A 21,017-nucleotide genomic window follows, 5' to 3' on the forward strand; every position below is an offset into this window, starting at 1 on the left:
TTTACACATTCTTTCAACCATAAAAAAATTCCATAAAAAATCCTTCCTTCACATATGGTGCAGCAGGTCATCTATAATTGAATAGTGAAGACAGGTGCTAGAATGCCAATCTATAATTGAAATCTTGGCCATTTCTTTACTAACTATAAAGGAAGTACCCATTATTCTTATCTTTCACCCATCCAGTCGTTCATGGTCTTATATAAGTGACTGGAATCCTCGATATCCTTAAGACCACAAAACTCACAGATAGACCTTTAATACTAGGTAAATTAGTGTTCAATTTCAATTCACCGTTTGCATTAAGATTAAGGTAATACCATTTTTCCATCATCCTCAATCCATTCCTTCTTCATAACTCCTGATTAAACGAAATAATACTTATTTCCGCTTTCTTCGTACAAGCCGTTTTAACTGCCACTGTTTGATCAAGATAAAACTTTTGACTGTTCTCATTAAGCTAACCGGTTTGCATGACTCCATTACTGGCTACGTAATAACTCTTCCCTCCATTATCTCCCCAGCCTGTTTTCATAGCGCTGTTTAATCAAAATAATATTAATTCCTTTGGACTATTAACCACCTTTCTATCAAGAAAATACTTTTCCCCATCAGCATCCGGATTAGGATCCAGCCAGCCTTTTTAATTGTTCCGTTATTAGAATAACAATATTTATTATTCCCCTTACTCACTTCCTTGGATTCAGCGCTGGTTGATTGGGACGATTAGATATGAAATAAAGTATATTCGACAAAGTTGTTTACATATATGTTTACATGAATACGAAGGCTGTTTACATCCCTTTACATCAACATGTATACCGGTTTGTATGCATGTAAACATCTGTTGTATACACAAAAGTACACATGTAAACGATATGGGTTTACATGTTTGTATACAAGTATACACATGCCCCCAAACATAAAAAATTTTTCATGAATAATCCTGCCTCCACACATGGTGAGGCAGTTAATTGAAAAAATAAAATTTTAAACCAAATATTACGTCAAAATTTGGAGCGAAATATGTAATAATCGTAAGTATTTTGTTAAATGCTGGACAAATAAAACGAAAAAGTTGACATAATCAGTCTTTAAACTAATTGTGTAAGATTATTAATATGCAAATAGGAGTTATAGTGACAGGCACCTAACGCACCTTGAAAAGGGTAGGGAATTTAGGTTATTCTTAATCAAACAATTCCACTTAAGGTTGTGGTTATCATTAGGATTAATAAGTTTATTAGTGAATCGGGTAAGAGCTCAAGACGAGGGGCAGATAAGTTAATTAGTGAGGGCAGGGTTACAATTAATGGCCTGGTTGCTCAAATGGGCAGCCAGGTGGCGACTGGTGATGAAGTACGGGTCGATGGAAGCCTCGTTAAGGTAAAGAAAGAATATGTCTATATTGCCCTAAATAAACCGGTTGGGATTACAAGTACAACCGAGAAGCATATTAAGGGGAATATTGTTGATTTTGTTAATCACCCATTAAGGATTTTTCATATTGGCCGTTTGGATAAGGACTCAGATGGATTGATTCTCCTGACAAATGACGGTGATATCGTCAATGAGATCCTTAGGGCAGAAAATAAGCATGAAAAAGAATATATTGTCACTGTGAACAAGCCGATCACAGCCGAATTTGTAAAGAGAATGGCTGGAGGAGTGGAGATTTTAGATACAAAGACAATTTCCTGCAAAGTCACCCAGATGTCAAAATATGTCTTTAAGATTATATTAACCCAGGGACTTAACAGGCAAATTCGCCGTATGTGTGCAGCTCTAGGTTATGAGGTCGTCAGACTTCAGCGGACTAGGATCATGAATATCCATTTAGGAAACCTGCCAATTGGCCAATGGCGTGACCTCTCCAAAAAGGAAAAAGAGCAGTTATTCCAGGATCTAAATTATCAGCCTCGAGAATGGTGAGGAATTATGGGATGAACAGCATATCCATGATCTGTCCATCCTTTCATTTAAAAAACTAATTTACTCTCTTTTCAAAGTATATAGTATCTATGTCATTGCCGCGATGATTGATCAACCGCTCACTTACCTCAAATCCCAAACTGCCTAAAATATGCAGATGCGATGCGTTTGTTGACCATGTTCTGGTTGCAAGTACGGCATTCGATATTGAGCGGGAAGCGGTGAGGATTGGATCAACTGATAAAACTTCCTTGTTATTCTTTGGTTTCGAGCGTCCCTCCCAACACAAATGGTTGTAATATAATTACTTTCGGGTAAAGTTTTTTACTCTGGGCATGATAGTTATGCTTAAATGTCATAAAGCCTGCAACCTTGCTGTTCTGTTCGCTCACAGCTAATATAATGGGCTGTTTTATTATTTGCTCATAGTAAGAATATGGCAGAGCCTCCTGATTTACATCATGCTGTAGAGCAGTTTGAAAAGTGCTTTCCCTAGCCGATAGCGGCGGGTAAAATTCCTTTTCATTTTCAGGGCAATCATCTGAATATGGCGAGATTCCAGTCCTCTGATTAACTCTTTGTCTGCCACCTAGTTTTCCCTCTTTTAGGACTATACAATTTTTATAAAATTTAAAAATTACTATCCTATTATAAATTGTTTTCTTGAAGAGGACAGGTAAGACAACTAGTAAATAAACACTTACTTTACTATAATAAAGCTATTTTAATTTTTCTCTTTTATTTTGAAATATTATTCTATATAAAATTTTCAAAAAGTTTTGCTGGATGATTTTTGGGAATTAACAATAATAAACCTCTAGATTTCTCCACCCTTAATTTGAACCCAGCGATTAAACTCACGGCTCATCGGACACAATAAGGCCTACAAGTTATCGTGCATCTGTAAAATTTTTTTTTATTTTTCTCTTGCTATTCACTTTATATACTGCTAATATGAAGTAGCATTATTTTTGGAAAGTTAATATTCAATATATCTGGATCTTTCCAAGCAGATAACCTTGACCACTTCCTTCGAAGTTAAGGCCATACGGACAGCCGGGTCAACTGCCGATTGGCAACTTTGGTTGCCTTATTGATTGAGTTAAAAGCTCAAATTTTATAAGTTGGTTACTTTACAACCAGTGCACACATGCACACAACTTGTGAAACGGTCAATAAGAGTGGTAAAAGTGATTATTTGCTATATAGACTCTGATCCTAAAACGATATATTTCGAATATTAAAAAGCTTTCTGCCAAATGGGTGAAGACTTGGTAGGGTATAGATATGACCTTTTGTCATGGATATACTTGACTTTTAATATTGAATATATCAAAGCAAGTGTTGTGCGCAATTAATTCCTGCGTTTTGCACTTGCTTTTTTTGTTGTCACGGAATTTAGTTGTGCCTAAAAAATTCTATTACGTTAGGAGAATGAAAATGGGTAAAGCGCTTATTATCGGGGCTGGCGGCGTAGCATCGGTTGCAGTCCATAAATGTGTTCAAAACAGTGAAGTATTCGAAGAAATTTGTATTGCAAGCCGTACAAAATCAAAGTGTGATGAATTAAAGGCGAAACTTGATGGCGGCAAAACTAAAATTACCACTGCACAAGTTGATGCAGATAATGTAGATGAGTTAATCGCGTTAATTAATGAAGTAAAACCTGATATCGTGATGAACTTAGCATTACCATACCAAGATTTAACAATCATGGATGCTTGTCTTGCAACAAAGACACACTATATGGATACAGCAAACTATGAGCCAGAAGATACAGCAAAATTTGAATACAAATGGCAATGGGAATACCGCGAGCGTTTTGAAAAAGCCGGCATTACAGCCCTTTTAGGCAGCGGCTTTGACCCAGGTGTAACAGGCGTATTCTCCGCATATGCATTAAAACATTATTTTGACGAAATCGAATATATCGACATTCTTGACTGTAACGGCGGCGATCACGGCTATCCTTTCGCTACAAACTTCAACCCTGAAATCAATATCCGTGAAGTTTCTGCTAACGGACGTTACTGGGAAAATGGTGAATGGATCGAAACTGAGCCAATGGAAATCAAGCGCGTATACGACTTTGCTGAAGTTGGCAAAAAAGATATGTATTTGCTTTACCATGAAGAGCTTGAGTCTCTTGCTGAAAACATCCCTGGTCTTAAGCGTATCCGTTTCTTCATGACATTTGGCCAAAGCTACCTAATGCACTTAAAGGCCCTTGAAAATGTAGGCATGACTTCTATCGAGCCAATTGAATTTGAAGGTAAACAAATCATTCCTCTTCAGTTCTTGAAAGCTGTATTACCAGATCCAGCTTCCCTTGGACCTCGTACAGTTGGTAAAACAAACATTGGCTGTATCTTTAGAGGGAAAAAGGACGGAAAAGACAAAACGTATTATGTTTACAATGTTTGTGACCACCAAGAATGTTATAAAGAAGTTGGCTCTCAAGCCATCTCTTATACTACAGGTGTTCCTGCGATGATCGGTGCAGCAATGATCCTAACAGGTAAGTGGAACAAAGCTGGCGTATATAATATTGAAGAATTTGATCCAGATCCATTCATGGAAGAGTTAAACAAATGGGGACTTCCATGGGTCGAGGACTTTAATCCAGTTCTAGTTGACGATGAGCCTGCAGAGAAAAAAGCAGCGGAGCTAGTTAAATAAGATGCGGTTTGAAGAATTACCAACACCGTGCTATGTCATCGATGAAAGTCTCGTCGAACGAAATCTAAAAATCCTAAACGGTGTTATGCAGCGTACAGGAGCAAAGATTGTTTTGGCACAAAAGGCATTTTCTATGACAACAATGTATCCCCTCATTGGAAAATATTTAAGTGGCACCACAGCAAGTGGTTTATTTGAAGCACGACTAGGCTACGAAGAAATGGGCAAAGAGAATCATGTCTTTGCCCCCGCCTATCGTGATGATGAAATAGATGAAATTATTTCGATTTGTGATCATATTATCTTTAATTCCTTCTCACAGTTGGAAAAATTTAAAGACAAGGCTCTAGAAGCTGGACGAAAAGTGGGCTTACGTATTAATCCTGAATGCTCTACCCAAATTGGACATGCAATCTATGATCCATGTTCACCTGGGTCTCGATTTGGCGTCATCAGAGAGCAGTTTCGTCCTGATTTACTTGATGGTGTTTCTGGGCTGCACTTCCACACCCTTTGCCAGCAGAACTCTGATGACTTAGAAACCACTTTAAATGCAGTGGAAGAAAAGTTTGGCGAGTGGCTTCCGCAAATGGAATGGATTAACTTTGGCGGCGGCCATCATATTACAAGAGAAGATTATGATATTCCAAGACTCGAAGCTTGTATTAAGAGAATGCAAGAAAAGTATGGTTTAGAAGTATATCTTGAACCAGGCGAAGCTATTGCCCTGAACGCAGGTTATCTTATTACTTCCGTACTGGATTTACATCGAAACAGAATGGAGATCGCCATTCTTGATACTTCGGCAACCTGCCATATGCCAGATGTATTGGAAATGCCCTACCGCCCTCCTTTATTTGGATCAGGGGAAGCAGGCGAAAAGCCATATACTTATCGACTTGGCGGGCAAACTTGCCTAACAGGCGATGTCATCGGGGATTATTCCTTTGATGAACCATTAAAAAGCGGTGATCGCTTAGTTTTTGGCGATATGGCCATCTACACAATGGTGAAAAACACGACATTTAACGGCATGCCATTACCAGCTATCGCGATCAAAAAAGCAGATGGCGACTGTGAAGTTGTACGCGAATTTGGCTATCAAGACTTTAAAATGCGATTAGCTTAATAGATTGGAAGCAAGGGGACGGTTCTCTTGCTTCTTTTTTAGTTTGGTTGTTGATTTTCGCTCCAAGCGCTCGCTTTCCACTTCAATCAAAAATGCCATTTCACAAAATATACAGAGGGACGGTTCCCTTGCTTCATTCGAAGCATGAGAACCGTCCCTCTGTTTTTCCTTTTTTTATATATTGTGAAGGGGTTTGTCCGGTAAATTTCTTAAATACTCTTGTGAAATAATTTAAATCACTATATCCCACCATTAGCGCGATATCTGTAATTGTTGTGCTTCCCGCTTGTAGATGGAGTTTAGCTTCCTCTACTCTTTTTTGATTTACGTAGTCAATGATAGTCAAGCCTGTATCCTGCTTAAACTTGCGGGATAAGTGGGAAGGATGAACGTGGATGCTAGCCGCGATTTCCTTTAGGGTTAATGTTTTTTCCAAATTTAAATCGATATAATCCACTGCCTTCCTAACAATTGTGCTTAAGTTTTTAGTGGAGTGTTTCTGAACGTGGTCACAGTATTCGTTCATCATTTCGTAAGCTAACTTTTTTAAGTAGGGAAGGGTTGGTGCCCTTTCAATTAAAATCGCAAATTTCTCTGACATATGGTGAACGGTGACAGGCTGCAGGCCTCCTTTTTCGGCTGAAAGCCTGCATATCGTATTTAGGACAAACAGGATATTTTTAGCAGAACGAAAGGGGCTCTCAGGAATACGGTCCGAAAAGTCCAACAGGTCTTTAACCTCCTTCGATAACTTGGCGATTTCTTCTTTTTCACCTTTTTCGATCGCCCTCATTAACCTCTTTTCGGCTTTATATCTCTCTTCAATCATGGTTTTATCGTCATCGTAAAGAACTTTATGAACTTTTTTCGTTGATTTCCTTACTTCCGTATTTACTAATTTACCTTCTATATAGGAATGTTGGCACATATTAACCAGCAGGTCCCCCAGATAAGTTGACTTTTTACTGCCAATAATAGAAAGTGATTGATAATAATCTTGAAGCTGTTTCCGTTCACTAACTGGGAATTTATGTTTAGAGATAAGGTCACTAATCAGCTCATTGGAAGGAATACTAGACAAAAATGGACCCAAAACAATAAATCCCTTATATTGATTTTCACGTAAAATCCCTGCTGCTAAGTATTCAAGACCAATTTTATTTATGTAATGAAGATACTGATCGTTGTCAGCCTTCATGCATGTTTCATTCATTGTTTGATCATCATTGGCAAAGGGTTGCAGGAGCAAAGGAGTTTGGATCTGCGATTTTTGAAAGATGATATTCCCCTCACAATCCACAATCTTTACACCTAAATAAGTAATCGAATACAGGAGGTTTCCTTTTTTAGTCGTTTCTATCGATGGATTCATCCTTTTTATCCTCTCTATTTATTTTCCCTATTTAAACCTTCTGAAGAAAATATGCAATATTTATGCTAATAAAGTCAAATTTGTATGATTATCTTTTGAAAACGTATACTATAATGAATTTGATTTAATCGATATTTAGGAGGAAGTCAAATGAGAAAAGTCTTAAATATTAATTCTAATTGGAAATTCATTAGACAAGATGAAGAGAATGCTCACGCATTAAACTATAATACAGAAAACTGGCAGGAGGTTCAGGTTCCTCACACCTGGAATGCCATAGATGGTGCCAATGGCTTTGATTATTATAAAGGTGCCTGCTGGTATCGAAAAGAATTTGTAATAGATGCAATAGAACAAGGAAAAAGAGTATATATTGAGTTTAATGGCTCTAATAGTATTACGGATGTATATGTGAATGGCCGCCATCTTGGACAGCACCGCGGCGGTTACTCCATTTTCCGTTTTGACATTACAGATGTAGTCGATTTTGGAAAAAAGAATACCCTCTCCGTCAAAGTGGATAATACCGTTGTCGATGATGTATATCCACAGATGGCCGATTTCACTTTCTATGGCGGAATCTATCGCGACGTAAATCTTGTGATTGCAAACTCGATCCACTTTGATTTACTAGATTATGGTTCCAAGGGTGTCTATATCATTCAAGAAAATGTCTCAAACGAGCAAGCTGTCTTAACAGTCAAATCTAAGGTCGTAAATGACCTGGATATTGAAAAGAAAGTAAGAGTTTGGGCAGATATCCTAGATACTAATGGTAAAATTGCAGCTTATGGAGCAAAGGAGGTTTTCCTTGCAGCAGGGGAGACAGCAGAGGTTGAGATTCCTGTTACAATTGAAAACCCTGTATTATGGAACGGAAAAAAGAACCCATACCTTTATGAAACGAAGATCTCACTGGTCAGCTTTAACGATGTCCTTGATGAAATAACCATCCCATTTGGAGTAAGATACTTCCACGTTGATCCGGAAAAAGGTTTCTTTTTAAATGGAGAACCGCTCAGGTTGAATGGCGTATCTAGACACCAAGATCGCAAAGACATGGGCTGGGCGATTACGAAAAAAGAACACCTAGAAGATATGGAACTAATCAAGGAAGTCGGCGCCACTTCAATTCGTTTGGCCCACTATCAGCATGATCAGTTCTTCTATGAACTTTGCGACAAAGAGGGCATGGTCATTTGGGCTGAGATTCCATTTATCTCCGTTATGTCAAAACATGAGTTAGAAGGCATTAATGCCAAGCAGCAAATGACAGAATTAATTCGCCAAAATTTCAATCATCCATCGATTATGTTCTGGGGTATCCAAAATGAAATCCAAATCAGCGGTGAGCGTCCTGAGCTTAGAAGACTTGTAAATGAATTAAATGAACTCACGAAAAAAGAGGATCCAACTCGGTTAACCACCATGGCAAATGTCATGTTTGTACCGGATAAAGATGAATACAATTATGTGACGGATGTGGTTGGCTATAATAAATATTACGGCTGGTACCAAGGAAAAGCGGAGGACTTCGCTGACTGGCTTGATGGTTTCCATCAAACCAACCCACAGGTTTCTCTGGGTATCTCCGAATATGGCGCAGAAGGAATCCTGCAATATCATACCAATCATCCACAGGTAAAGGATTATTCAGAGGAATATCATGCTCTTTATCATGAAAAAGTATGGGGAATTTTCTCAAAGCGTCCATACCTATGGTCAACATATGTTTGGAATATGTTTGATTTTGGGGCCAATATCCGTGACGAAGGCGGCGTACAGGGCAGAAACAACAAAGGGTTGATCACATACGACCGTAAAATTAAAAAAGATGCCTTCTACATGTATAAAGCAAATTGGTCTGATGAAAAATTTGTTCATATCACGAGCAAACGCTACATTGAACGGGCAGATGATCAAATTACCATCAAAGTTTATTCAAATTGTGAAGAGCTGACTCTTTATGCAAATGGCAAAGAGATTGGAACGAAAACAAGTGACAACCGCGTGTTTGTTTTTGAAAATGTGGAGTTAGAAGAAGGAATGACTGAAATCAAGGTTACATCCCACCTAGAAGGCGTCATTCTTGAGGATACAGCTAGATTTACAAAAGTGGCCGAGCCTAATCCAAGCTATGAGGCCCCGGAAGAAGATAAAGGCGGAGTAGTCGGAAACTGGTTCCAAATGCCTGAAATTGAAGATGTCGAAGTAGAAGAAATAGAAATCACCGATGATGTCTATTCTACACGCGATACCTTCAAGGTATTAATGGAAAACGAAGAAACAAAAGCCATCCTAGAAAAATACTTAGGCAACTTTACTGAACATCCAATGTACGGAATGGCAGCAGGAATGCAGATTGACTTTATCGCCTCCATGGCACCAGAACAATTTACCGATAAAATGATGTACACCTTAAACAAAGAATTAACAAAAGTTCAGAAGTAAGCGCAGGGACGGTTCTCATGCTTCAAAAGGAAGCATGAGAACCGTCCCCTTGTTTTGTTACCTTAACAGCACTTAATTTGAATCCGGGCATCCGGCAGACAGGGTCCAGTTCTTTTCCGACAAGAACATTTACATTTTGGGAGTCTGCCCAGTGGAAAGGAACAAAAATGGTATCTGGACGGATTGCCTCAGAGTATTTGCTTCTAACGATTATGCTTCCTCTTCGGGATTCAATCTTCACTAAGGAATGATCGGCAATTTGATAATCCATCGCTGTTGAGGGGTGAATCTCCATATAAGATTCAATATTTCTAGCCGCTAATGCAGGACTCCTCCTTGTCTGCACTCCGGTTAAGTAATGAGACACGACCCTTCCTGTCGTCAAATATAAAGGAAATTCACTGCAAACCTCTTCCTTTGGAACCACAGGTTTATTGGGGACGACAACCATCTTGGCCTTACCATCAGGATGAGCAAAAGAAGTCTCAAACAGCCTTATGGTCCCTTTATGGTCTAGGTCAGGACATGGCCATAAAATACCGCCTTCCTTTCGGAGCCTTTCATAGGTAATTCCATAATAGTCAGCAATTCCTCCCCGGCTTGCCAATCGCAATTCATTAAAAATTTCTTCTGCAGAGGAAAAAGAAAAATACTTTTCCTTTCCAAGAGCTCGTGCAATATCAACGATAATTTGCCAGTCATGCTTCACCTCACCCGGACAAGGGCAGCTTGCTTCTCGTAACGTTACTCTCCCCTCCACATTCGTCATAGTCCCCTCATCCTCTAAGTAAGAAGAGGTTGGTAAAATTAGATCTGCGAGTTTGGCCGTTTCTGAAACAAACAAATCCACCGCTACAAGGAATTTTAATTTTTTCAACGCATTCTTTACAAATTTAGCATTTGGATTGGAGACAACTGGATTGGAGCACATCAAAAACAGACCCGTAATTTCTCCTTCATCAATCTTCTCCATTATTTCATATGCAGAGACGCCTTTTCCTGGCAAATCATCTGGCTCTATTCCCCAAACATCTGCGACATACTTTCGATGCTCCTTGTTTTCAATCGAACGATACCCAGGAAGCTGGTCAGCCTTTTGACCATGCTCTCTTGCACCTTGGCCGTTTCCTTGACCTGTAACGGCCCCAAAACCGCAATACGGCTTTCCTAGCTTGCCAGTAGCCACAAGGAGATTGAGAAAGTTACGGACAGCGGCCGAACCATCTGTCTGCTGCTCGACTCCTCTCGCGGTAAAAATCATGCCTGACTCTTCTTTAGCAAACTTAATGGCTGCTTGATGAATCTCATTTATGGAGACACCCGTAATCGCTTCTATCTCCTTTAAGTCTACTGCGGCTAGATATTCTTTCACTTCATTAAATCCATGGGCACGTCCCTGAATAAATGCCTCATCACAATATTTTTCTTCGATTATCACCTTTAACATCCCGTTTGCTAATGCGGCATCTGTTCCCGGTTTCAATTTTAAATGTAAGTCTGCGAGTTTCGTAGTAGCTGTTTCACGTGGATCAATCGCAATGATAAAAGCTCCATTTTCTTTTGCCTTTTCAAAATAGGGCATGATCGTCGGCTGGCACTCCGCGATATTCGTTCCCGCTAAAATCATACACCGGGTAAACGGAATTTCAGCCAGGCTGTTTGTGAATCCTCGATCCATTCCGAAGGTTTGACTCGCTGCTGAGGCAGCTGCAGACATACATAACCGGCCATTATAATCGATATACTTTGTCTTTAAAGCTACTCGTGCAAATTTACCAAGTAAATACGCTTCTTCGTTTGTAATCGATGCACTCCCATATACAGCTAAAGCATTCAGTCCGTCTTCCTCTTGAATTCTAGTAAAATTATTTTTTATTTGGTCCAATGCCACTTCCCATGAGATTCGGACAAATTCTCCATTTACCTTTAACATCGGATATTTTAATCGGTCCTTATGAAAAGCATGCTGGTAGGCATTCAAGCCTTTGACACACACACGACCTTGCGTGGTTGGATTATCCTTGCCAACCGTTTTATATTGTTTCCTTGAAACAACAGACTGTTCGATTAACTGCATCTTACACTGCATACTACAATAAGGACATTGGGTATTATAAACCTTTTCCGTTTGCACTTCCTTTTGCTTTTTACGGAAATACTTTAACATCAATTCTGTCATGATTCTCACCTTTTCACATTAGATCATTATCATTGAACTTACCCATTACCTATTTACTGGCAGGACTGTTAACTAAAATACTTTTCCTTAAAAACAATTCTTCATCCAAACGCTCTAATAATTCCTGACGAAGCTCTTGATCAAACAATATTTCTCTAACATGGATTAAACCCAAGCGTTCGATCCATTCCCAAGTTTGCTCCAAGTAATTAGCTGATTCACGATAATATTGGATAAGCCCAATAGTGATTTCAATGGCTTCTTCATCTGTTGGGGCAACCATAAATAATTTTCCTGGCCGCTCCATTTCCTCGCTGCCGCCCGCATAAATTTCCCAACCTCTGGCCATTCTCATAAGCTCGAAATCTTTTATTGTGGAACCATCTCCATTATGTGTACAAGCAGCCACTCCAATCTCTATCGGGAAGGGAGTCTTTAAGGATTTTAATCTTCTTTCTAGCAGGTCCGCTATTTTTAAAGCCGAATGTTGATCACACTGGCAAACGTCTTCCCGGATGCTAGCTTTTATATGTTGCGCCGTATTGAGGTCTGTGGAGTTTAAGGGCAATTCGGGATAGATCATTCCTAAGTAATACTCAAGCGCAGGGCGGCAGGTGCTGCAGCCCTTCTTGCTGCGCCAATTAAGCTCCACTGTTACTTCTTGGAGGGTAGTGATCCCAAGCTGCTGCATTTGTTGTACTACTTCATCTTCTGTCATGGAGGTACAGGAACACATGGATTTCTGTTCAACGATTTCATTACATTCATCGCTTTTTATATAGGCTAGCAGCTCCGTGACTAACGACTTACACCCTCCGCAAGAGCCCGATGCCTTCGTGCATTTTTTTACCTGGTCAACGGTAGTCAGTTCTTCTTTTTGAACAGCCTCCAAAATTGTCCCCTTTGTTACCCCATTACAGTTACAAACTATTTCACTAAGAGGCATTTGTGCCATTGAATAGCTGGTCTCAGTGGTAGATTGCAATAATGCCGTTTTCTCAGGGTCTGAAATATCCTGCAGTTTGACCATTATATCTAGCAATCTCGTACGATCTCTTGTATCTCCCAAAAGAACCGCACCGATAAGTTTATGATCTTTAAAGATCAATTTTTTGTAGGTTCGATTCACCTCATTGCACAGCTTAATCGACTTTGACGATGAGTCCTCATGTACCTGTCCGGCAGAAAACAACTCTATACCAGAGATTTTTAATTGTGTCGAAAGAATGGAACCCTTATAGCCTTGGTCCTCCATGCCGCAGATATGTTTCGCTAATGCCTTTCCTTGTTCATACAAGGGCTTAACTAATCCATATACACTTCCGCGGTGTTCAACGCATTCACCGACAGCATAGATATTCTCAATGCTTGTTTGTAAAAAATCGTTCACGAGGATCGCTCGATTTATGTCTATTCCGGTTTCCCTGGCTAACTGAACGTTCGGTCTAACCCCAGCTGCCATCACGACCAAATCTACGTCAAGCTCGGTTCCATCTGTAAAAATCATCCCTTCAGCCCGGCTATTTCCGATAATTTCTTGTGTTTGTTTTTCAAAAAGAAACTTCATTCCTTGGTTTTCCAACTCATCCTGAAGCATTTTCGCCGCAGTTTCATCTAATTGCCTTTCTAATAAAAAGCGGCCAATATGGACCACACTTACTTCCATTCCAAGGTTGAGGAGCCCCCTTGCCGCTTCAAGCCCTAACAAACCTCCGCCAATGACAGCAGCTTTCCTAAAATGCTTCGCTGTTTCCATGATTGCCTGACAGTCTTCAATGGTTCGAAACGTCGTAACTCCCTTTTTATCCGAACCAGGTATCGGCAGAAGAAATGGGACCGAGCCAGTTGCTATAATAAGGCGGTCATAAGAAACCTCTTGTTGTTTATCTGTTATCACAACCTGTTTTGCGGTATCTATCTGGACAACTGTTTCCCCTGTAAATAGTTTAATTTGTTTTCCTTCATACCAATTACGCCCATTTATAGTAATATCCTCAAGCGATGTATCGCCTTGCAGCACTGTAGACAAAAGAATCCGATTGTAGTTCACATGTGGCTCACTGCCAAAAATCGTAATATCAAAAGCATTAGAATTCAGCGTTACGATTTCCTCAATACAACGTACCCCCGCCATCCCGTTGCCTATTAATATTAGCTTTTGCTTCTTCATAACAAACCTCCAGTATTGTAAGAGTATCTCCTACAGCCATGAATAACGTTTATTATTTCATAAGTTAACCAGTTAAGAATCAATCATGTTATATTTCCTAACACAAAAATTTCCATGTTAGAAGACCTTACAGCATTCATGACAAAAAAATATTGGCAGACTATTCTTACAACATGCAAAAAAATAAAGAAAGCTGGAGGTTCCATTATGAAAAATAACGTCAATCTGTTCTTATTCTTGCTGTTACTAGGGAAGGTTATCTTTTCAAAAAAACCCAATGTCGGCTGGTAATACTTTGGTTAAAGGAAAAAGCAGTTGTATCGATTTACTGTTCATAAAAGGAGGAGAAGTACTGATATGAAGTTAGCAGAGTTAAGAAAAAGTGGTCATGCGCCATCATTAGTTGCGTCATTTTTATATTTTGATGTCAGTTTTATGATTTGGGTGATATTAGGTGCGCTTGGGGTGTTTATTACAAAGGACTTTGGTCTATCTCCCGCACAAAAAGGCCTCATTGTAGGGGTTCCTATTCTTAGTGGTTCATTTTTCCGATTGATCCTTGGTGTCTTAACAGACCGAATTGGCCCCCGAAAAACAGCGATAATTGGGATGCTTGTCACAGTGGTCCCACTCGTTTGGGGATGGTTATTTGGCAAGACCTTAACCGAGCTTTACTTAATAGGGATTCTGCTTGGTGTAGCAGGGGCAAGCTTTGCCGCGGCCATTCCAATGGCAAGCCGCTGGTATCCTCCTCATTTACAAGGATTAGCTATGGGGATTGCTGGTGCTGGTAATAGTGGAACCCTGTTTGCCACACTTTTCGGCCCGCGTCTTGCAGAAAATATTGGCTGGCATAATGTGATCGGGTTAGCAATCATTCCTCTATCAATTGTTTTTATCCTTTATGTCCTCATGGCTAAAGATGCACCCGAACAGCCTTCAGAAAAGAAGGCAGGGAATTATTTTACTATTTTTAAACAGAGGGACACCTGGTATTTCTGCTTGCTTTACAGTGTTACCTTTGGCGGATTTGTCGGGTTATCAAGCTTTTTAAGTATCTTTTTTGTAGACCAATATCAATTATCAAAGGTTAGTGCAGGGGATTTTGTAACACTTTGTGTGGCGGCGGGGAGTTTTTTCCGTCCTGTGGGCGGTGCCATTGCGGATAAAATTGGCGGCACTCGTCTTTTAACCTTTTTATTTATAGCGGTAGCTGTATGCATGTTCGGTGTCAGCCAGCTTCCGTCCCTAGCGCTTGTCACCACATTACTGTTCTTCGGGATGCTATTTTTGGGAATGGGAAATGGAGCCGTCTTTCAATTAATCCCGCATAGATTTAGAGATGAAATAGGGAGGATTACCGGGATTGTTGGAGCGGCAGGAGGCATCGGCGGGTTCTTTGTACCAAATATCCTAGGAACACTCAAACAAATGACAGGAACCTATACACCAGGCTTTTTGGTTTATGCTGGTATTGGATTAGCTGGTTTGATTGTAGTCCTCATCGCAAAGCTATCTTGGCAAAAAAGCTGGATCTCAAAGGAAGCTACTAGACAAATTTAACTTTTCTCTACAAAACAACTAATCTAAAAGTGGAAAGGGACATTCAAAACACAGAATGTCCCTTTACTAAACTAGAATCATTTAAGCAAATCATTGATTACCTCGTTTGCAGCCCTTTCTCCCGTTTCAACCGCTCCATTTAAATATCCTGGATAGTTAATCGAGGTATGCTCACCAGCAAAGAAGATATTACCTTCCCGTTCTCCCGGAATACCAGCAAATTTCGTAAATTGGCCAACCTTCCAATAGGAATACGCTCCTTTGCTCCATTGATTACTCAACCAGTGATCAACAGTGGAAAGGCCATTCCAGTTTTTTTCGCCATCAGGCAAAACAAACTTTAACTTGTCCAAAAAATCCTTAGTCCTTTCCTTTAATTCCTCTTCAGTAGAAGCCATCTGGCCTTCCGCTGTCTCTGCACCCGTAAAATTGACAAGGATTCCGGACCTGCCAGGTTGTGCACGAGAGGACTCAAAGGTCTGCTGATAGCCTGTATCGGAAAAGGTTTCTCCATTATTTCCAAGCTCTTTCCAGAATCGATTGGAAAATTGGACATGAAGTTTCGTGTTAACGCCCATTCCAAGCTCCTTAATCGCTGTTTTTTTCAATGAGGAGAATCTTGCACTCTCATAATCTATCATCTTTAAAATTCTAAAGGGTATCGCCAGAATGACCTTATCTGCTAAAACCTCAAACTCCTTATCAGCTTCCCGAAAATGGAGTCTTACCCCGCTTTGAGTGTTTTGTTCAATCTTTACTAATTGAGAATGAAATCTAATTTGTCCATTAAGTTTTTCTGCCAATAGCATAGGGAGTTGATCATTGCCTCCCCTTATATGGAAGCATTCATCTGAATCTCCGTAAATCTGAAAGCGGTCAGATTTTGCAAAACCTAATAAATAAAGCAAATTTAATGCACTTTGTTGATTGGCATCAGCTCCATTTTCAATCGTGTAGGCAACTTCTAATAGTTTGCCAAAATTAGAATCGATCCCACCTGGCACAATTTCATTAATATAATCAGTAACGGACATATGATCCAATTCATATCCACGCTCTGTGTAACTATGATAAAGTGTCATTTCACCAGCTTCTTTTAAATCCCTTTTTAGGTTTGGGAGAATCTTTAAAAAATCATTTGTTACATCTTGCTGGGAATAAGGACCTCCATTGAAAAAATAAACTGGGGCAGTTCCTTCAGATTCTGCCATGGGTAAATGATCAAGCTTTAAACCTAGTTCTTTTACGAGTTCGACAATCTCCTTATGATTCGTATCAATAAATTCACCACCCCCTTCGACAATTTGCTCCTCCTTGAAGAAGCCCCTCCTTGTCCAACAACGTCCCCCAACCCTTCCTGTTGCTTCATAGATAGTAGATGAAATTCCAGCCTGCTTCAAACGGTAGGCACAAGTGAGCCCCGCCAAACCCGCACCCACAATGACAATCCTGTCAGGATTTTCTTTATTCCTACTGATGTTAATTAGTTGATCCATTTCCTCTTCTTCAGTAATACGGTTTTTTTCAGGGTCAACTGCTTGTAGGAAAGCTTGTCCAGAACTTGTTTGATTCATCAGCACGTTGCTTGCTATTGCAAAACATTTCTGCAAGATACTTGCCAATCGTGTTCGTGTCAAGAAACCACCCCTTTAGGCAAAAATAGACCATGCTCATCATCGATTAATTTACTATCGTACAATAGTAACGATCTTTAATAAAATATGCATAGTGTCTTTCATTTGCTATAGGCAATAAGGTGGTTCTGTTTTTTCTGATGAAAACGGACTCCTCCTAGAGAGCATAAAAATCAGCAGCTTTAATTCATAAAATTGGAAATTTTACTTTTAGGCATATTCATGTTCATAATACCCATATTTTTACTGAGCCTTTTTTACCCGTTCAGAAGTCTCTAAATCTTGTATTTAACAAGCAAATATACATATTTGCGATACATTTTCCTTTTATTAATCTATCTTTTATAACGATAAAGAGTAACAACCGAGTGAAATTTTGGTATTATCTTGGTATAATCGAAATAGTCATAAATGCTCTAATAGCTTACTAGATTTTCAAATTAAATAGTTTTAATATTGGAAATACTTAACTCTCCCTAGAGGTGAAGGTCTTGCGTAAAAATAAACTCATCATTGCCGGCAGTTTCATTGTTATCATCGCGATAGTATTTGCAGGTGTCTACTATCACCAGTCAACTCATTTCAATTCGCATATCACGATCAATAACACAAAGGTCAGCGGCCTGACTGCTGAACAAGCATTAAAAAAACTTAAATCCACTGTATTAAAAAACGATGTCTATATCGGAAAAGATCGTATTTTTGATGGTACAGATACAAAGATGGAATTCAAGAGTAATGATCTTGCTAGTGTGGAGAAACTATTAAAAAGCCAGCAGACTTTTTGGCCTTCCTCAAAAGAAAAAAACTTATCATTACAGCCGGGGAAAGTAGATTTGTATCGAAGCCAAACGATGGAAAAACTCGTAGAGGAAAAGCTCCTTTCTATGAATAAAAGCTTACTAGCGCCTAAAGATGCGGAGGCCCGTTTAGAGCAAGGCAAAATAGTTGTCTCTAAAAGTGTTGATGGGAAGCAGTATAATGTTACTCAATTATTAAAACAGTATCAGAAACAGGAATATACAAGCGAAATCCATTTGAAGCCTGAGTACATACAGCCGATCAAAGAGGACAGTCCACTTATAAAAAAAGAAGAGAACAAGCTGCAGGAACTTGTTCAACGTACGGTTGATTATAAAGTTCAAGATAAAGTTTATCGTTTACAAGGCAGTGATGTAATTCAAAACGCAACAGTGACAAAAGATTTGAAGGTTACGATTAACCCGAAAGAAATACAAAACCAGATTAATGATATTAATGACTCTCAATCCACTCTAAATAAAGATTTCAAATTTAAAACCCACTCAGGTTCGGTCGTATCAGTAAAAGGAGAATCCTACGGATGGGCGATTAATGTCACGAAAGAAGCGAATCGGGTCCAGGCAGCCTTCGAAAAAGGTGAAAAGTCGCTAGAGGCCGATCATATTTACGGATCTGGCTGGAGCACTTACGGCACCGGTTATAACGCTACAACCAACAATGGGATTGGCAGCACCTATGCTGAGGTATCCATTAAGGAACAGCGTATTTGGCTTTATAAAGACGGAAAATTAGCCTTTACAACCAATGTGGTGACCGGCAGACATAACACCAATGAAGATACACCGCCAGGAGTATGGTATGTCATGTATAAAGAAACTCCATCTGTACTCGAGGGAACTAGTGTAGGTCATGGGAATTATTCCGTTACAGTCCAATATTGGGCACCATTTACCCTTAGCGGCTGTGGGTTCCATGATGCCAGCTGGCGTAGTAACTGGGCAAGTAATGCTTACCTTACCGCAGGGTCAGGCGGCTGTGTCAATACACCTTCAAGTTCTATGAAAACTGTCTATAATACTCTCAGTAAAAATGAACCAGTTGTTGTATATTAAACATAGCTAACCGACTATATCTTAAAGACAGAAGAGGCTCATCCTAATGGACAAGCCTCTTTTTGATTTCTATTTTTTTCATACTCTACTAAATTCATCGGGATCCGCAAACATACGTTTATCTTGGTTAAGGGCGTTTATTTTATCCATATCCTCTTGGGTAAGTTCAAAATCAAAAACGTCTGCATTTTCAGCAATTCGATGAGGCTTAACAGACTTTGGAATTGTCACAACCCCCGTTTGAATATCCCAGCGGATAATCACTTGAGCAGTCGATTTATTGTATCTATTCGCAATCTCAACTAACACCGGTTCGTCTAGAAGCCCCCCTTGCATTAACGGAGACCAGGCCTCCAGCTGAATTTGATTCTTTTTACAAAAATCATGCAGTTCCCTTTGATTGAAGCGTGGATGATATTCAACTTGGTTGACCATTGGTTTAATTTCACAGTTTGCCAAGATATCTTCAAGATGATGGACTTTAAAATTACTTACGCCAATCGCACGAACCCGGCCATCTTTGTAAAGCTTCTCAAGTGCTCTCCAAGTTTCAAGGTATTTACCATGGGATGGAAGAGGCCAATGAATAAGAAAAAGGTCTAAATAGTCTAGCCCAAGCTTACTCAAACTCACGTCAAATGCGGCTAATGTTTCATCATATCCTTGATCAGCATTCCAAACTTTAGTCGTAATAAATAGCTCCTCGCGGGGTATGTTTGACTCCGCGATGGCTTTGCCTACGCCCTCTTCATTTTTATAGATAGCCGCGGTATCGATGCTTCGATAACCAACTTCAAGAGCGGTTTTAACTGAATTTACTACTTCATCTCCGTCTTTTACGAGAAACACACCTAAGCCTAGCCATGGCATTTCAACACCATTATGCAATGTAGTGGTACTTTTCAAACTAGAAATCATAGACTCTTTCTCCTCCTAAACGCTTCATTTTTCAAAAAACACTAAAGCTTTACGTACTCTCTCCACTTATGAACAGGCTCCCAGTTGAGCAGTTTTTTTGCCTTTTCATTGTTTAGCAGTGGTGCAAAACCATTTAGGTCTTTACGGAAATCCTTTACAGATGGATAGCAAATTTCCATGAGTTGTCTACTTTCTATATCCATACTTGTCTCATCCGCACCAATATTAAGAGCAACCGAACCAAGTCCGTCTGTTTCAATAGCTAATCGGTAAGCGGTTGCAGCATCCCTCGTATCAATATAGCTCCAAAGAATTGTTTTCCGTTGTTCAGGGTCGTGGATAAAGCCAGGGAAATTTTTATACATTTCTGGTGAAATTACATTTCCTAATCTAAACGAAACCACCTGCATACCTGTTCTTCGATGAATCATATCGGCTGTTTTTTCATTAACAATTTTGGATAATCCGTAGCTTTCTTCCGGCAATTGTGGATGATCCTCATCGATTGGTACATATTGAGGCTGTAAATTTTGCTTTGAAAAACAAACACCATAGGACGATTCACTTGAGGAGATGACGGCCTTTCTAATTCCTAAGTTCCCTGCTGCTTCTAGAATGTTATAAGTGGACAGGACATTATTTTGGAAGGTCACTTCGTTTGGATGGGAGTAAGCAACTGGAATCGCCGCAAGATGGACGACAGCATCAGCACCAGTCAATACTCCGTACACTTCACCTAAATTAGTTAAATCTGTAATAACTGTCCGACAAAGCGCTTCCTTTGGGTATTTCATATCTGCATTTACAACATCATATCCGTGATCTAAAAATTCTTTTATGACGTCCGCTCCCAGAAGTCCACTACCGCCTGTTATCACTACTTTTTTCATGTCTTGTCCTCCTTTTTTAACGGTTAGCATTAGGCTGTTGACATTTGTTTGTTGTTTGCATAAACTAAGTATAGTATAAAAATCTATATTTTCAAGCAAATTGTCTTAATTTATTGTTCTATATAAAACGCTTCCTGTATTTATATGTAACTAAAAAACTTTTAAAATCTTGGCTCTTTTAATTTGGCTGTTGATTTCCGCTCCAGATGCTCGCTTTCCGCGGGCG

Annotated in this window: 13 protein-coding genes; 6 read left to right on the forward strand and 7 right to left on the reverse strand. The window is 39.5% G+C overall.

Annotation, left to right across the window (positions count from 1 at the left end; all coding sequences use genetic code 11):
- Window positions 1-1,224: 1,224 nt before the first annotated feature.
- Window positions 1,225-1,932: a 23S rRNA pseudouridine(2604) synthase RluF gene (gene rluF / locus V7266_RS11950; RefSeq protein WP_420491388.1), complete on the forward strand. Its 708-nt coding sequence runs from the start codon at window positions 1,225-1,227 to the stop codon at window positions 1,930-1,932.
- A gap of 454 nt (window positions 1,933-2,386) precedes the next feature.
- Here rluF and V7266_RS11955 read toward each other — a convergent pair whose 3' ends face one another.
- Window positions 2,387-2,521, reverse strand: a complete 135-nt coding sequence (locus V7266_RS11955; protein WP_335468106.1) for a hypothetical protein — start codon at window positions 2,519-2,521, stop codon at window positions 2,387-2,389.
- A gap of 851 nt (window positions 2,522-3,372) precedes the next feature.
- On the opposite strand from V7266_RS11955, the gene V7266_RS11960 reads away from it, so the two are divergent.
- Complete coding sequence (locus V7266_RS11960) at window positions 3,373-4,611, forward strand: saccharopine dehydrogenase family protein (RefSeq protein WP_335468107.1); 1,239 nt, start codon at window positions 3,373-3,375, stop codon at window positions 4,609-4,611.
- Between the two features lies 1 nt (window position 4,612).
- Window positions 4,613-5,740, forward strand: coding sequence for a carboxynorspermidine decarboxylase (nspC, locus tag V7266_RS11965; RefSeq protein WP_335468108.1), 1,128 nt, complete (start codon window positions 4,613-4,615; stop codon window positions 5,738-5,740).
- A gap of 133 nt (window positions 5,741-5,873) precedes the next feature.
- Here the strand turns inward: nspC and V7266_RS11970 are convergent, their stop codons facing one another.
- Window positions 5,874-7,112: an AraC family transcriptional regulator gene (locus V7266_RS11970; protein ID WP_335468109.1), complete on the reverse strand. Its 1,239-nt coding sequence runs from the start codon at window positions 7,110-7,112 to the stop codon at window positions 5,874-5,876.
- 150 nt (window positions 7,113-7,262) lie between these two features.
- Between V7266_RS11970 and V7266_RS11975 the strand changes: the two genes are divergently transcribed.
- Window positions 7,263-9,563 carry a glycoside hydrolase family 2 protein gene (locus tag V7266_RS11975; protein WP_335468110.1) on the forward strand — a complete coding sequence of 767 codons (2,301 nt, stop codon included), beginning with the start codon at window positions 7,263-7,265 and terminating at the stop codon, window positions 9,561-9,563.
- A 22-nt stretch (window positions 9,564-9,585) separates the two neighbouring features.
- On the opposite strand, the gene nasC is transcribed toward V7266_RS11975, so the two are convergent.
- Both nasC and nirB read right to left on the reverse strand, forming a co-directional pair.
- On the reverse strand, window positions 9,586-11,742 hold the full coding sequence (gene nasC, locus V7266_RS11980) for an assimilatory nitrate reductase catalytic subunit NasC (RefSeq protein ID WP_335468111.1): 2,157 nt from the start codon (window positions 11,740-11,742) through the stop codon (window positions 9,586-9,588).
- A gap of 49 nt (window positions 11,743-11,791) precedes the next feature.
- Window positions 11,792-13,912 carry a nitrite reductase large subunit NirB gene (gene nirB / locus V7266_RS11985; protein ID WP_335468112.1) on the reverse strand — a complete coding sequence of 707 codons (2,121 nt, stop codon included), beginning with the start codon at window positions 13,910-13,912 and terminating at the stop codon, window positions 11,792-11,794.
- Window positions 13,913-14,269: 357 nt separating this feature from the next.
- Here nirB and V7266_RS11990 point away from each other — a divergent pair, with 357 nt between their 5' ends.
- Window positions 14,270-15,475: an MFS transporter gene (locus V7266_RS11990; RefSeq protein WP_335468113.1), complete on the forward strand. Its 1,206-nt coding sequence runs from the start codon at window positions 14,270-14,272 to the stop codon at window positions 15,473-15,475.
- 77 nt (window positions 15,476-15,552) lie between these two features.
- Here V7266_RS11990 and V7266_RS11995 read toward each other — a convergent pair whose 3' ends face one another.
- On the reverse strand, window positions 15,553-17,112 hold the full coding sequence (locus V7266_RS11995) for a flavin monoamine oxidase family protein (protein WP_335468114.1): 1,560 nt from the start codon (window positions 17,110-17,112) through the stop codon (window positions 15,553-15,555).
- 488 nt (window positions 17,113-17,600) lie between these two features.
- Here V7266_RS11995 and V7266_RS12000 point away from each other — a divergent pair, with 488 nt between their 5' ends.
- A complete protein-coding gene (locus V7266_RS12000) occupies window positions 17,601-18,983 on the forward strand; it encodes a L,D-transpeptidase family protein (RefSeq protein ID WP_335468115.1) in 1,383 nt (460 codons plus the stop codon).
- 78 nt (window positions 18,984-19,061) lie between these two features.
- Here V7266_RS12000 and V7266_RS12005 read toward each other — a convergent pair whose 3' ends face one another.
- Window positions 19,062-19,901, reverse strand: coding sequence for an aldo/keto reductase (locus V7266_RS12005; protein ID WP_335468116.1), 840 nt, complete (start codon window positions 19,899-19,901; stop codon window positions 19,062-19,064).
- Between the two features lie 41 nt (window positions 19,902-19,942).
- The gene (locus tag V7266_RS12010; RefSeq protein ID WP_335468117.1) at window positions 19,943-20,791 is read right to left on the reverse strand and encodes an NAD-dependent epimerase/dehydratase family protein; all 849 of its coding nucleotides are present in this window, start codon (window positions 20,789-20,791) and stop codon (window positions 19,943-19,945) included.
- Window positions 20,792-21,017 lie beyond the last annotated feature (226 nt).

It is taken from the genome of Neobacillus drentensis, assembly GCF_036965645.1.
Classification (GTDB): domain Bacteria; phylum Bacillota; class Bacilli; order Bacillales; family Cytobacillaceae; genus Neobacillus; species Neobacillus drentensis_D.

Bases quoted from the DNA above. Each gene is read 5' to 3' on its own strand.
- V7266_RS12010 (WP_335468117.1), bottom strand. From the start codon at position 20,791: ATGAAAAAAGTAGTGATAACAGGCGGTAGTGGACTTCTGGGAGCGGAC.
- V7266_RS12005 (WP_335468116.1), bottom strand. From the start codon at position 19,901: ATGATTTCTAGTTTGAAAAGTACCACTACATTGCATAATGGTGTTGAA.
- V7266_RS11970 (WP_335468109.1), bottom strand. From the start codon at position 7,112: ATGAATCCATCGATAGAAACGACTAAAAAAGGAAACCTCCTGTATTCG.
- nirB (WP_335468112.1), bottom strand. From the start codon at position 13,912: ATGAAGAAGCAAAAGCTAATATTAATAGGCAACGGGATGGCGGGGGTA.
- nasC (WP_335468111.1), bottom strand. From the start codon at position 11,742: ATGACAGAATTGATGTTAAAGTATTTCCGTAAAAAGCAAAAGGAAGTG.
- V7266_RS11990 (WP_335468113.1), top strand. From the start codon at position 14,270: ATGAAGTTAGCAGAGTTAAGAAAAAGTGGTCATGCGCCATCATTAGTT.
- nspC (WP_335468108.1), top strand. From the start codon at position 4,613: ATGCGGTTTGAAGAATTACCAACACCGTGCTATGTCATCGATGAAAGT.
- V7266_RS11975 (WP_335468110.1), top strand. From the start codon at position 7,263: ATGAGAAAAGTCTTAAATATTAATTCTAATTGGAAATTCATTAGACAA.
- V7266_RS11960 (WP_335468107.1), top strand. From the start codon at position 3,373: ATGGGTAAAGCGCTTATTATCGGGGCTGGCGGCGTAGCATCGGTTGCA.